The sequence below is a fragment of the Mesorhizobium sp. WSM3859 genome, assembly GCF_002295065.1.
Lineage (GTDB): Bacteria > Pseudomonadota > Alphaproteobacteria > Rhizobiales > Rhizobiaceae > Mesorhizobium.
Genome location: NZ_NSGG01000007.1, coordinates 202565 through 215590, shown reverse-complemented (window position 1 = coordinate 215590; position 13026 = coordinate 202565). Strand labels below are relative to the sequence as shown.

Below are 13026 nucleotides of genomic sequence, written 5' to 3'. Positions count from 1 at the left end.
CGTGCAATGGTCATGATCGAGGGGAACCATGGGGTGGCTGAGTGTTCATGTCCAAAAGCGATACCTTGCCTGGCATAGCGACTGGATTCCTGTCCGACCTGCAATCCCACCCGGTCTTCGTGGACCTGCGTGAAGGCCTGTTCCGTTTCATCGCGCTGCTCGTCGCGGCGATCTTCGTCTATCGGGGCGTGAACAATGTCATCGTCGATCCGGGCCGCCTCAACGTTCTGCTGCTGACGATCTCCGAGACGCTGACCTTCGTCTGGCTGCTTTTGGCGCGGCGGCCGCTGGTGCGCGACTGGAGCCCTTTCACGGTCTTTATCGCGGTGACCGCCGGTTTCGGCTCGGGCTTCGTCTCGCTTCAGGAGGGCACCGCCCTCATTCCGCTCTTTATAGCAGCGCCACTGCAGTTCCTGGCCCTGTGGCTGGTCATCTGGGGCAAGATGTCGCTCGGCCGCTCCTTCGCCATCCTGCCCGCCAATCGCGGCGTCGTCACCGGAGGGGCTTACCGGTTCGTGCGGCATCCGATCTATGCGGGCTACCTAGCGGGGCACATCCTGTTCCTGCTGTCGAGCTTTTCCGTCTACAATTTCACCGTCTACGCGATCATCACCCTGTTCCAGGTCCATCGCATCCTGCGCGAGGAACGCATCCTGGCGCTGACGGAGGAATATCGCGACTATCTCGGGCGCGTTCGCTACAGGCTCTGTCCCGGCATTTTCTGAGATCACGCCGGCCGCCGGCGGGCACGTTGCTTGAATTCCGGGCCGCTCTCACCATTTGAGAGGATGGCAGGCATCCTTATGCGGATGCGGCGATCGAGGAACGGACATGAACGCACGCGTGCTGCATGGTGAGATCATTACGACCAGGTTCGAGGACACCCGCGCCTATCGCGGAGTGCGGACAAGGCGCATCTTTGCCTTCCTGCTCGACTATTTCTTCGTCGCGCTGCTGACCGTTCCCTTCGCCATCCTGGTCGCCATTCTCGGGCTGCTGACCTTCGGCCTCGGCTGGGCGCTGTTTTCGGTGCTGGTGCCGATGGTTGCCATCCTCTACATTTGGAACACGCTGGGCAGCCGCGACCAGGCGACGACGGGCATGAAGATCATGGGCATCCGCCTGGAGAAGCTCGACGGCAGCCGCATCGACGGCATGACGGCGGTGGTGCATTCCGTTCTGTTCTGGGCCGGCAACGTCATTCTGACGCCGCTGGTGCTGCTGGTCACACTGTTCTCCGACCGCAAGCGCACGCTGCACGATCTGCTACTCGGCACCGTGGTCACCCGCACCGACATCTGACGGTGTCGACAGCCGCATCCATCGAACGAGCAAGCCGCCTGTCCCAAAATATGAACAGGCCGCAGATGCCGCGGCAGCACAATCCTGTTGAATTTTTCGCCGGCCGGGCCAAAGGTAGGGCGATTCGCAGGAGCGTTTCCAAGATTAGATGACGCAGCATCCGACCCAGTCGCCGCAGTTCTTCCTGACCGCGCCGTCGCCGTGTCCCTATCTGGAGGGACAATTCGAGCGCAAGGTTTTCACGCACCTTGTCGGCGACAAGGCGCCGGAAATGAACGACCTGCTCACGCAAGGCGGCTTCCGACGCTCACAGAACATCGCCTACCGCCCGGCTTGCGAGTCCTGCCGCGCCTGCGTGTCGGTGCGCATCCTGGCGCAGGAATTCGACCCTAGCCGCAACATGCGCCGCGTCATCCAGCACAATGCCGATCTTGTCGGCGCCATGCATGACGCGCAGCCCTCGACCGAGCAATACTCGCTCTTCCGCAGCTATCTCGACGCCCGCCATCGCCGTGGCGGCATGTCTGACATGACCGTGCTCGACTATGCGATGATGGTTGAAGACACGCATGTCGACACCAAGATCATCGAATACCGGCGTCGTGGCCCCGACACCTTCATAACCGGCAAAGGCCATGGCGAGCTGATCGCTGTGGCGCTGACCGACAAGATGGCAGACGGCCTGTCGATGGTCTATTCCTACTTCAATCCCGACCTCGAGGACCGCTCGCTCGGCACGTTCATGATCCTCGACCACATCGCCCGCGCCAAGGCGATGGGCCTGCCCCACGTCTATCTCGGCTACTGGGTCAACGGCTCGCGCAAGATGAACTATAAGATGCGTTTCATGCCGCAGGAGCATCTCGGCCCGAAAGGCTGGGAACGCTACGATCACGAAGCGGTCAGTCGCTGAGCCGTCCTACGCTTCACCCTTAAGCTGTTTCAAGGAGGAGGACGCTGGTCTTTCGGCCCTCAGGCTGAAAGGACCGCGGCATGGCCGCTGGTGCGCCTCTTCAAGACTGCTTTGCGAGATTGCCCACGTGTCCACCCATACCGACCCCCAAAAAGGTCTCCTGATCACCGCCATCGGCGGCCTGACACTGACCATAGACATACCGCTGATCCGGCTTGCCGACGGCACACCCTGGACGATCATGCTGCTGCGCACCGGCACCACGTTGCTGGCGGGGCTGGTGATATGGGCGATCTGGAGGTCGCTGGACAGGAAGGCGCCGAAGCTCATTCCGGGCTGGTCGGGGCTTGCCGTGGCTTTCTGCTACGGTTTGACCGGCATAAGCTTCGTCACGGCCGTTTATCATACTTCGACCGCCGACCTTGTCTTCATCCTGGCCTTCAACACCGTTTTCGCGGCGCTGCTGTCGTGGCTCTTCCTCAAGGAAAGACCCCGGCTCGCGACCGTGATCGCCATGCTGGCGATGATCCTCGGCGTTCTGATCATCGTCGGCGGCTCGGTCGGCACCGGGCATCTGTTCGGCGATTTCATGGCGCTTTGCTCGGCCTTCTTCGTTGCTCTCGCCATCACCATCTCGCGCGCCAGCGGCAAGGACATGGGCTTCACCGGGCTGGTCGGCGTCATCCTGCCGCTGGCGCTCGCCGTCTTCATGGTTTCGGGCGAAGGTTTTCACGTGAACGCGCCGTGGTGGATCATCCTCAACGGCGCCGTGATCATGCCGATCTCGTTCTTCTGCCTTGCAAATGGACCGAAATACATTTCAGGGCCGGAAGTGGCGATGTTCTACCTGCTGGAAACCGTGTTCGCCCCAGTCTGGGTGTGGGTGATCTTCTCCGAGACGCCGACACGCAACAGCCTGATCGGCGGCACGATCCTGATCGTGACGCTGGTGGCGCATTCGCTCTGGCAACTGCATGAGGGCCGCAAGCGCCGGGCGGCGCTTGCCGTGGTTCACCCGGCCTGAATCTTCCTCGGCTCGGCGGCCGCCTCGATCTGGGGCGGCGCGCCGGCCTCGTCGGGCACCGGTGGTATCTCGTCCATCAAGTCGACCTCGCGCAGCCATTCGCGCCAGATGGCGACGAGCAGCGCCATCAATACCGGGCCGATGAACAGGCCGAGGAAGCCCATGGTCTTGACGCCGCCGATCAGGCCGAAAAAGGTCGGCAGGAAAGGCAGCTTGATCGGCCCGCCGACGAGCTTGGGCCGCAGTGTCTTGTCGACGACGAAGAGCTCGACCGCGCCCCAGGTGAACAGTGCGGCGCCAGCGAACAGCTTGCCGCTGGCGGCGAGGTAGATCGAGACCAGGGTGAAGGAGAGCGGCGCGCCGCCCGGGATCAGCGCCATGATGCCGGTGAGCGCGCCGAGCGTAACCGGCGACGGCACGCCGGCGAGCCAATAGGCGATGCCCAGCACCAGGCCTTCGCCGATGGCGATGATGGTCATGCCCGTCACGGTCGAGGAGATGGTCGCCGGCACGACGCGCGAGATGCGCTCCCAGCGTGTCGGCAGGATGCGCTCGCCCAAGCGATCGACCTGGGCCGCGAATGACTCGCCGTCGCGATAGGCGAAAAACAGCGCGATCATCATGAACAGAAGCGTCAGCAGCAGGCTGAAGGCACTGCCGCCAGCAGCCAAAGCTCCGCGATAGATATTTCCGATATTGGAGCCGCTGACCGCTTGAATCAGTTCACCGATGCCGCCGGGATGGCCAAGATAGGATGTCCACTGCTCGTTCAGCCACTCGCCGATGACCGGCATGGTGGCAATCCAGCCCGGTGTCACCGCGCCGTGCCGGTTGGTCTCGATCGCCCAGGTGACCCACTCGCGCAGCTCGTTGATGGCATAGGTGCCGGCCAGCGCGATCGGCACCACCAGGAAGGTGAGGATGAAGAGGATCGCGAGCGTCGCGCCGACGGTGCGATTGCCGCCGACGGCGACAAGCAGCCGGCGGTAAAGCGGCCAGCTGGCAAAGGCGATGACGAGCGCGGCCAGCACCGGGAACAGGAAACCGTGGAAGAAATAGACTCCGGCAGCGACGATCAGAACCAGGAGCCAGCGCGCCGCCGACAGCGGCGGAATGACGGCAGCCCTGAGCGGCGTCGACAGGCCGAACAGGCGTTGCCCCGGCTTCTGGATCTCAGCCCGCTTCAACCCGGCGTTTCTCCCTGCCCGATATTCGATGGATGCTTATGCACCATCATAGTGCAGCAATCGTGACGATAGTCCAAATGGCGACTTTCCTTCTCCCCTTGTGGGAGAAGGTGGATCGGCGCGATAGCGCCGAGACGGATGAGGGGTGTTCCAGCGGAGTGAGACGTGGGCGTTCCCTGGACCACCCCTCATCCGTCGCCTTCGGCGACACCTTCTCCCACAAGGGGAGAAGGGAAGTCGGCACTACCCGAATTTCCCCGTCCTCGGGAAACCCTTGGGCACCATGCGGCCGGCGGCGGCGCGGGCGCCGATCCACTCGGCCAGTTCCTCGCGCGACTTGGTGAAGGTGCGGTCGGCCGAATCCTGCCAGGAGAGCCCGGTTTCCAGCGTGAAGGTCTTGAGATCCAGCACGCCGCCGTCCTTGTATTTCTGCAGGCGCACGCCCTTGCCGCGGGCCATTTCCGGGATTTCGGCCAGCGGGAAGACCAGCATCTTGCGGTTCTCGCCAACAATGGCGAGGTGGTCGCCCGACACCGGAATGCAGCGCTTGGCTTCGTCCGGCGCCTTGACGTTCATCACCTGCTTGCCCTTGCGGGTGTTGGCGACGACCTCTTCCTCCGAAACGACGAAGCCGTTGGCATCGTAGGAGACGAGCAGCAGCTTGCGCTTCGGATCATGGACAAAAGCGGTGACGATGTCCTGGTCGTTCTCCATGTCGACGATGATGCGGATCGGCTCGCCATGGCCGCGCCCGCCCGGCAGCCGGTCGGCGCCGATAGTGTAGAACTTGCCGCCGGTGGTGAAGACCAGGATCTTGTCCGTGGTCTGGGCATGGAAGGCAAGCTTCAGGCTGTCGCCTTCCTTGAAGGCCAGCTGCGAATAATCGGTCAGGTGGCCCTTCATGGCGCGCAGCCAGCCCTTTTCCGATACGACAACCGTGACCGGCTCGCGTTCGATCATCGCATGCGCGATGTCGGTCAGGTCATGTTCGGGCGCGTCGGCGAACTGGGTTCGGCGCTTGCCGAGTTCGGTCTCGGGGCCGAACTTGTCGCGAAGCTGCGTGACTTCCCACTTGATCGTCGCCCATTGCTTGGCGTCGGACGCGAGCAGCGCCTCGATCTGCTTCTTCTCCGCCGTGAGCCCATCGAACTCCTTGCGGATCTCGATTTCCTCGAGTTTGCGCAAGGCGCGCAGGCGCATGTTGAGGATGGCTTCGGCCTGGTTGTCGGTGAGCGACCAGCGGGCCATCATCACCTGCTTGGGCTCATCCTCCTCGCGGATGATCCTGATGACCTCGTCGATGTTGAGATAGGCGATCAGGTAGCCGGCGAGGATTTCCAGCCGCTTCTCGATCTCGCCCAGCCGATATTTCGAGCGGCGGATCAGAACCTCGCGGCGGTGGTCGAGCCACTCCTTCAGCACGCCTTTCAGCGAGAGTACGTTCGGCACCTTGCCGCGCGACAAGACGTTCATATTGAGCGGGAAGCGGCTTTCGAGCTCGGTGAGCTTGAACAGCGATTCCATCAGGATGCCGGGATCCACGGTGCGGCTCTTCGGCACCAGTACGATGCGGATGTCTTCGGCGCTCTCGTCGCGGATGTCTTCGAGCAGCGGCAGCTTGCGCGCCATCAGAAGCTCGGCGATTTTCTCGATCAGCCTGGCCTTCTGCACGCCGTAAGGGATCTCGGTAACGACGATGCTCCAGGTGCCCCTGCCCTGATCCTCCTGGCTCCACTTGGAGCGCACGCGAAAACCGCCGCGGCCCGTCTCATAGGCCTCGAGGATCGAGGCGCGGCTGTCGACGATGATGCCGCCGGTCGGGAAATCCGGTCCCTGGACGAAATCCATCAGCTTCGCCACCGGGGCTTCCGGATGCTCGATCAGATGGAGAGCGGCGTCGCAAAGCTCGGCCGCGTTGTGCGGCGGGATCGAGGTTGCCATGCCGACGGCGATGCCGGAGGAGCCGTTGGCGAGCAGGTTCGGGAAGGCGCCCGGCAGAACGGACGGCTCCTCGTCCTCCTCATTGTAGGTCGGGCGGAAATCGACCGCGTCCTCGTTGATGCCGGCAAGCAGCTCGCTCGCCACCTCCGTCATGCGCGCCTCGGTGTAGCGCATGGCGGCGGCGTTATCGCCGTCGATGTTGCCGAAATTGCCCTGCCCGTCGACCAGCGGGTAGCGCATCGAGAAATCCTGCGCCAAGCGCACCAGCGCATCGTAGATCGACTGGTCGCCATGCGGATGGAACTTGCCCATCACGTCGCCGACGATGCGGGCGCATTTGGCAAAACCCTGATCGGGGTTGAGCCTGAGCAGCCGCATGGCATGCATGATGCGGCGATGGACCGGCTTCAGTCCGTCGCGCACATCCGGCAGTGCCCGGTGCATGATGGTCGACAGCGCGTAAGCGAGATAGCGCCGCTCGAGCGCTTCCTTCAGATCGACCGGTTCGATTTTGTCGCCGCCGCCGTTGTCATCGGGCGGCAAAAGCCTCTTTCCCATGGATTTGGACTAGCCGAGCGGGTGATTCGCGGCAAGCGCCGCGTGAATGTCGGCGCATTTCGCCGCGGCCGGCAAGCGCGGCCGGCGATGTGAAGGATTTCACGGAAGCGCCCGGAAGGGGGCGGCAATTTGCGGTCGATCTGCAACAGGCCACGGCGGCACCATGACGCCGGCCAACATCAACTCGTTACAAGCGGCCTCTATCTGGCATGCAACGCGCTGGCGGAGGAAAGCCGCGATCTTCATGACAAATTCACCGCACCAAGCAATGGCTGCCCGCCCGCGTTTGCTTTTCGTCGCCATTTTCGACAAATGTGCCAGAAAATGCCTTCTTCCCGTCGCGTTCGTCTCGGAATGGTGATGGAGCAGGTTTCAAAACAATTTTCATAGCCAAATCAGGACAGGGAACTCGCCATGACAATCCAACGCTCAACACTCAAGAAACTGGCCTTTTCGACCTTTCTGCTGACGCTGCCGCTCAATGCGGCTTTCGCCGCCGATCCGGCGGTGGCCGAACGCTTCAAGGCCGCCCTTGCCGCCCAGGGCGTAGAAATTTCCTGGACCGGCGTCTCCGGCGACGATTCGAACGCCGTGCTGCAGGGCGTGTCCATCAAGCCGGCGGCCGAGAAGGAAGCGCTGCCGATCGGAGACGTCAAGCTGGAAGGGGTCACCGAAGCCAATGGCGGCTTTGAGATCGCCACCGTCTCGAGTTCGCCTTTCGAACACAGCAAGGACGGCGTGACGCTCAACCTCAGCCCGGTTGTCATCCACGACATGAAGGTCCCGGCCGAAGGCAGCACCGACCCGCTCGGCTCGCTGATGATGTACAAGTCGGCGGAGCTGTCCAACATGACGGTCAAGGTCGGCGACAAGACGGCGTTCGCGATGGATGGGCTCGCGGTCCAGATCACCCCACCGGCCGACGGCAAGGCGATGGACTTCACCGCCAACACCGAAAAATTCACCGCCGACCTGTCGCTGGTCGACGACCCCAAGTCGAAGGAAGCCATCGAGGCGCTGGGCTACCAGAACATCTCGGGCAACATTGCCATGGCCGGCACATGGCAGCCGAGCGACGGCAAGATGGAGCTGTCCAAATATGACATCTCGGTCGAGAATGCCGGCACGCTCGGCATGACCTTCAACCTCGGCGGCTACACGGTCGATTTCATCAAGTCGATGCAGGCGATGCAGAAACAGCTCGCCTCGCAGCCGGAAGGCGCCGACAATTCCGCGCAGGGCATGGCCATGCTCGGCCTGATGCAGCAGCTTTCCTTCAACGGCGCATCGGTGCGCTTCGAGGACGATTCGCTGACCGGCAAGGTGCTCGATTATGTCGGCAAGCAGCAGGGCATGTCGGGCAAGGACGTCGCCAACCAGGCCAAGGCAATCGTGCCGTTCGGCATGGCGCAGCTCAACAATCCCGAGCTGACGGCGGAAGTCTCGGCGGCGGTCAACACCTTCCTCGACGATCCCAAGAGCCTGGAAATCTCGGCCGAACCGCCGTCGTCGGTGCCGTTCGCGCTGATCATGGCCGGCGCCATGTCCAACCCGCTCGACCTGCCGAAGACGCTGGGCGTCAAGGTCAAAGCGAACCAGGACTGATCGAATTGGCTGCCTTCTCCCCGTCTCTATACGGGGAGAAGGTGCCGGCAGGCGGATGAGGGGCAGCGCCGACGCTTGCGGATATCAAATTCGATGCTGAACCGAGTGCCTTTCAGAAGGCCTCAGCTGCTACCGCCACTTGGAAATAGCCAGCACCTGCGCCGCCCCTGATTGTCCTGCCGGACATTTCTCCCCGTATAGTGACGGGGAGAAAGGGCAGTCGCTACGCTGCCGTCAGTCCTTCTTCGTCACCGCGACGCGCAGCGACAGCTCGCGCAGCTGCTGCGGGGTCGCCTCGGACGGCGCGTTCATCAGCAGGTCATAGGCCTGCTGGTTCATCGGGAACATGGTGATCTCGCGCAGGTTCTTTGCCCCAACGAGCAGCATGACGATGCGGTCGACGCCCGCCGCCATGCCGCCATGCGGCGGCGCGCCATACTGGAAGGCGCGATAGAGGCCGCCGAAGCGCTCTTCCACTGTCGCGCGGTCCAGACCAACCATCTCGAACGCCTTGACCATGGTTTCCGGCAGGTGGTTGCGGATACCGCCCGACGCGATCTCGAAGCCGTTGCAGACCATGTCGTACTGGAACGCCTTGATGCCGAGCGGCTCCTGGCCGTTCAGTGCGTCGATGCCGCCCTGCGGCATGGAGAACGGGTTGTGGGCGAAGTCGATCTTCTTCTCGTCCTCGTTCCATTCGAAGAACGGGAAATCGACGATCCAGCACAGCTCGAAGCGCTCGCGGTCGACGAGGTTCAGCTCCTCGCCGGCGCGTGTGCGGGCGGCGCCCGCGAAAGTGACGAACTTCTTCGGGTCGCCGGCGACAAAGAAAGCGGCGTCGCCATCGGCAAGGCCGAGCTGCTGGCGGATCGCCTCGGTGCGTTCCTCGCCGATGTTCTTGGCCAGCGGGCCGGCGCCTTCGAGTTTTTCGCCTTCCTTGCGCCAGAAGATGTAGCCGAGACCTGGCTGGCCCTCGCCTTGCGCCCAGGAGTTCATGCGATCGCAGAAGGCGCGGCTGCCGCCGGTCTTTGCCGGAATGGCCCAGACCTCGGCCTTCGGATCGTTGGCGAGGATGTTGGCGAACACCTTGAAGCCGGAATCGCGGAAATGTTCCGAGACTGCCTGCATCTCGATCGGGTTGCGCAGGTCCGGCTTATCGGAGCCGTAGGTGCGCATTGCCTCGTCATAAGGAATGCGGCGGAATTTCTGGGTTACCGGCTTGCCGTTGGCAAAAGTCTCGAAAACACCGCGGAGTACAGGTTCCATTGTGCTGAGCACGTCGTCCTGCTCGACGAAGCTCATCTCGAGGTCGAGCTGGTAGAATTCACCGGGCAGGCGATCGGCGCGCGGGTCCTCGTCGCGGAAGCAGGGCGCGATCTGGAAATAGCGGTCGAAGCCCGAAACCATGATCAGCTGCTTATATTGCTGCGGCGCCTGAGGCAGCGCGTAGAAGGTGCCGGGATGGATGCGCGATGGCACCAGGAAGTCGCGCGCACCCTCCGGCGAGGAGGCAGTCAGGATCGGCGTCGAGAACTCGGTGAAGCCAACCTCGCCCATGCGCTGGCGCATCTCGGCGATGATTTTTGTCCGCGCCACGATATTCCGGTGCAGCGTCTCGCGGCGCAGGTCGAGGAAGCGGTATTTCAGGCGGATGTCTTCCGGGTATTCCGGCTCGCCGAAAACCGGCAGGGGCAGTTCCTTGGCGGCGGACAGCACCTCGATCTCGCGCGCGAAAATCTCGATCTCGCCGGTCGGCAGGTTGGCATTCACCGTCTCCGGCAGCCGCGCCTTGACCTCGCCGTCGACGCGGATCACCCATTCGCCGCGCACGGTCTCGGCCACTTTGAAGGCCGGAGAATCCGGATCGGCGACGATCTGGGTCAGGCCGTAATGGTCGCGCAAATCGATGAAGAGCAGCCCGCCATGGTCGCGCACGCGGTGCACCCAGCCCGACAGGCGGACGGAATTGCCGACGTCGCTCTTTCTCAACTGGGCACAGGTGTGGCTGCGGTAACGATGCGTGGTCATGGGTAAAGTCCGGAAATTGCGGGCACCAGCCCGGCTCGAAAATTGGCGCGAAAAGCGCATGAGAGGCCGGCTTTGTCAAGGCAAGCGGTCACACAGGCGCGCTTCGGCTGTTCTGGCGAGTTGGAGAGGCCCGAACCGCCCTGCCCGGGCCACCGGGAATGGCGCTTTCGCGAAAGTTAGCGGTGCGCGGCGGCGTTGCGGCGCTTGACGAAAGCGTCCGCGGCTGAAATTGAAAGAGGCCTAATATTGTGCCAAAGCGATTTGATGCGCGTCATCACCACACAAGAAGAACTCGAGAGCGTTATCGCGGCGTTCGAAAAGTCGGAATTCGTTACCGTCGATACCGAATTCATCCGCGAGACGACCTTCTGGCCGATCCTTTGCCTGATCCAGATCGCCGCGCCTGGGATCGAGGCGCTTATCGACCCGTTGGCGCCGGGCATCGACCTAAAACCGTTTTTCCGGCTGATGGCCAACGAAGCGGTGCTGAAGGTCTTCCACGCGGCGCGCCAGGACATCGAAATCATCGTCCATCTCGGCAATCTCGTGCCGCATCCGGTGTTCGACACACAGGTGGCGGCCATGGTCTGCGGCTTCGGCGACAGCGTTTCCTATGACCAGCTCGTCCAGAAGGTCACCGGGGCGCGGCTCGACAAATCCTCGCGCTTCACCGACTGGCGCCACCGGCCACTTTCCGACAAGCAGCTCGAATACGCGCTTGCCGACGTCACCCATCTGATCAAAGTCTACCAGCATCTCAGCGCCGAGCTGAAGCGTGAGGACCGCGGCCATTGGCTCAACGAGGAAATGGATGTCCTCACCTCGCGCGAGACCTATGATCCGCATCCCGAGGATGCCTGGAAACGGCTGAAGATGCGGCTGCGCAAGCCGCAGGAGCTGGCGATCGTCCAGGCGGTGGCCGCCTGGCGCGAGCGCGAGGCGCGCGAGCGCGACGTACCGCGCGGCCGCGTCCTCAAGGACGATGCCATCTACGAGATCGCGCAACAGGCGCCGCGCGATGCGGCAGCCCTCGGCAAGCTGCGGACCATCCCGAAAGGTTGGGAACGCTCCGCCACGGCCACCGCGCTGCTCGGCGCGGTCAACGCCGCCCTTGCCCTGCCCAAGGACGCGATGCCGAAACTGCCGAAGAGCGTGCAGCCGCCGGAAGGATCGAACGCGGCAGCGGAACTGCTCAAGGTGCTGCTCAGGATCGTCGCCGAAAAGGAAGGCGTCGCCACCAAGGTGCTCGCCTCCAGCGACGATATCGACCGCATAGCGGCCGAGGGCGACGAAGCCGACGTGCCGGCGCTGCAGGGCTGGCGGCGCGCCGTTTTCGGCGAGCAGGCGCTGAGGCTGGTGCGCGGCGAGATCGGCATCAAATTCGACAGGCGCAGGATCGCGGTATTCGATCTTTAGATCAAACCGCTCCAAGCAGGTGGAGCGCGAACCAGATCCAGGCGATGAGAAGTATGCCCGCGCCGAGGAAGAAGACGCCGGTGCGGTGCGGCACGTGGTTTCCGTTGAGATGCACCCAGGCGTGGACATAGCGCGTGACGATGAACATCCACATCAGCGCCAGCGTGAGATAGTTCACGCCGTTGGTGACGAACAGCGCCAGGCAGAGCGCGTGGAAGAGCACCGGCAGCTCGAACTGATTGATCAGATTGTAGGCGACGGTGACACTCGAGGCCGGCTCGGTCGAGCGGAGCTTATACTGGTTTAGCCTGGCTTCGCCCGACTTCACGGCCCCATAGCGCCGCTTCAGCATCACCAGGTAGACGATATAGACCAGGAGCACATGCGCCAGCATCGGCCAGAAGATGGCGGTCTGGCGCATCCTTCCCTCCTCTTTTTTCTAACGCAATTCCGGACGGAAAACCGCTTTACACTTTTCCTGGAATTGCTTTAGCGCCGCCGCTGTCCGGCCAGCGCGAAGACGGCGATGACGAAGACCGGAATGGCCAGCAGCGCGAATTTGGTGACGGTCAGCAACGAGGCGAACGCCAGCGAATCGGGATTGGCCGACTGGAAATCGGACAGCAACCGCGCCACGGCAAAGTTCTGGGCGTAGTCGGCGACCGCGTAGGGAAGCACCAGCACCAGTGCGAACAGTGCCTGCAACTGCGCCGACATGGCGCGGAAAGTGCTGAGCCGCCGTCCGAAAACGAGGATGAGGCTGACCAGCGTCAGCGACAGCAGCGCCGGGAACAAGAGATCGAAGGTCAGATAGTGCCAGACGATGATGATTTCGCCGCCGCGCTGGCCGAGCGCCGTGAGCCAGGCCATGCCCTCGTCGGGGGTGAAGCCGGCGACGCGGATGTCGAGCGAGGCCAGGCCGCCGCTCAAGCGCTGGAAATAGAGGAACTCCAGCGCGGTCATGGCGAGGAAGAGCGCAATCGAGGCGATGGAGAGCGCCGCCGCGTGCCGCGACAGCCGCAGCACGGCCACACTTAAATCACGCCGCAGTC

At 63.0% G+C, this 13026-nt stretch carries 12 protein-coding genes; 7 read left to right on the top strand and 5 right to left on the bottom strand.

Annotated elements, in window-relative coordinates; genetic code table 11:
* Positions 1-47 precede the first annotated feature (47 nt).
* From CK230_RS17335 to CK230_RS17320, 4 genes are all read left to right on the top strand, one after another.
* The gene (locus CK230_RS17335) at positions 48-725 is read left to right on the top strand and encodes an isoprenylcysteine carboxylmethyltransferase family protein (protein WP_095818353.1); all 678 of its coding nucleotides are present in this window, start codon (positions 48-50) and stop codon (positions 723-725) included.
* A 106-nt stretch (positions 726-831) separates the two neighbouring features.
* The gene (locus tag CK230_RS17330; protein WP_095818352.1) at positions 832-1302 is read left to right on the top strand and encodes an RDD family protein; all 471 of its coding nucleotides are present in this window, start codon (positions 832-834) and stop codon (positions 1300-1302) included.
* Between the two features lie 148 nt (positions 1303-1450).
* Entirely contained in the window at positions 1451-2215 is a 765-nt protein-coding gene (locus CK230_RS17325; RefSeq protein WP_095818351.1) for an arginyltransferase, read from the top strand.
* A gap of 127 nt (positions 2216-2342) precedes the next feature.
* Complete coding sequence (locus tag CK230_RS17320) at positions 2343-3239, top strand: DMT family transporter (RefSeq protein ID WP_095818350.1); 897 nt, start codon at positions 2343-2345, stop codon at positions 3237-3239.
* On the opposite strand, the gene CK230_RS17315 is transcribed toward CK230_RS17320, so the two are convergent.
* Positions 3227-4426: an AI-2E family transporter gene (locus CK230_RS17315; RefSeq protein ID WP_095818349.1), complete on the bottom strand. Its 1200-nt coding sequence runs from the start codon at positions 4424-4426 to the stop codon at positions 3227-3229. The two genes, CK230_RS17320 and CK230_RS17315, sit on opposite strands and share 13 nt — an antisense overlap.
* A 243-nt stretch (positions 4427-4669) precedes the next feature.
* Positions 4670-6925, bottom strand: a complete 2256-nt coding sequence (gene parC / locus CK230_RS17310; RefSeq protein ID WP_095818348.1) for a DNA topoisomerase IV subunit A — start codon at positions 6923-6925, stop codon at positions 4670-4672.
* Between the two features lie 46 nt (positions 6926-6971).
* On the opposite strand from parC, the gene CK230_RS32525 reads away from it, so the two are divergent.
* Both CK230_RS32525 and CK230_RS17305 read left to right on the top strand, forming a co-directional pair.
* Positions 6972-7286, top strand: coding sequence for a hypothetical protein (locus CK230_RS32525; protein ID WP_141246054.1), 315 nt, complete (start codon positions 6972-6974; stop codon positions 7284-7286).
* Between the two features lie 53 nt (positions 7287-7339).
* Complete coding sequence (locus CK230_RS17305) at positions 7340-8530, top strand: hypothetical protein (RefSeq protein WP_095818347.1); 1191 nt, start codon at positions 7340-7342, stop codon at positions 8528-8530.
* A 234-nt stretch (positions 8531-8764) separates the two neighbouring features.
* On the opposite strand, the gene aspS is transcribed toward CK230_RS17305, so the two are convergent.
* Positions 8765-10558 carry an aspartate--tRNA ligase gene (gene aspS, locus CK230_RS17300; RefSeq protein ID WP_095818346.1) on the bottom strand — a complete coding sequence of 598 codons (1794 nt, stop codon included), beginning with the start codon at positions 10556-10558 and terminating at the stop codon, positions 8765-8767.
* 264 nt (positions 10559-10822) lie between these two features.
* Here aspS and rnd point away from each other — a divergent pair, with 264 nt between their 5' ends.
* Positions 10823-11974 carry a ribonuclease D gene (gene rnd / locus CK230_RS17295; RefSeq protein WP_095818345.1) on the top strand — a complete coding sequence of 384 codons (1152 nt, stop codon included), beginning with the start codon at positions 10823-10825 and terminating at the stop codon, positions 11972-11974.
* 1 nt (position 11975) lies between these two features.
* Here the strand turns inward: rnd and CK230_RS17290 are convergent, their stop codons facing one another.
* Positions 11976-12395: an MAPEG family protein gene (locus CK230_RS17290; RefSeq protein WP_095818344.1), complete on the bottom strand. Its 420-nt coding sequence runs from the start codon at positions 12393-12395 to the stop codon at positions 11976-11978.
* A gap of 68 nt (positions 12396-12463) precedes the next feature.
* Complete coding sequence (locus CK230_RS17285) at positions 12464-12991, bottom strand: hypothetical protein (protein WP_095818472.1); 528 nt, start codon at positions 12989-12991, stop codon at positions 12464-12466.
* Positions 12992-13026 lie beyond the last annotated feature (35 nt).

Coding starts and splice junctions, on each gene's coding strand:
- CK230_RS17335 (WP_095818353.1), top strand. CDS start 48: ATGTCCAAAAGCGATACCTTGCCTGGCATAGCGACTGGATTCCTGTCC.
- parC (WP_095818348.1), bottom strand. CDS start 6,925: ATGGGAAAGAGGCTTTTGCCGCCCGATGACAACGGCGGCGGCGACAAA.
- CK230_RS17330 (WP_095818352.1), top strand. CDS start 832: ATGAACGCACGCGTGCTGCATGGTGAGATCATTACGACCAGGTTCGAG.
- aspS (WP_095818346.1), bottom strand. CDS start 10,558: ATGACCACGCATCGTTACCGCAGCCACACCTGTGCCCAGTTGAGAAAG.
- CK230_RS17305 (WP_095818347.1), top strand. CDS start 7,340: ATGACAATCCAACGCTCAACACTCAAGAAACTGGCCTTTTCGACCTTT.
- CK230_RS17290 (WP_095818344.1), bottom strand. CDS start 12,395: ATGCGCCAGACCGCCATCTTCTGGCCGATGCTGGCGCATGTGCTCCTG.
- CK230_RS17325 (WP_095818351.1), top strand. CDS start 1,451: ATGACGCAGCATCCGACCCAGTCGCCGCAGTTCTTCCTGACCGCGCCG.
- CK230_RS32525 (WP_141246054.1), top strand. CDS start 6,972: ATGTCGGCGCATTTCGCCGCGGCCGGCAAGCGCGGCCGGCGATGTGAA.
- rnd (WP_095818345.1), top strand. CDS start 10,823: ATGCGCGTCATCACCACACAAGAAGAACTCGAGAGCGTTATCGCGGCG.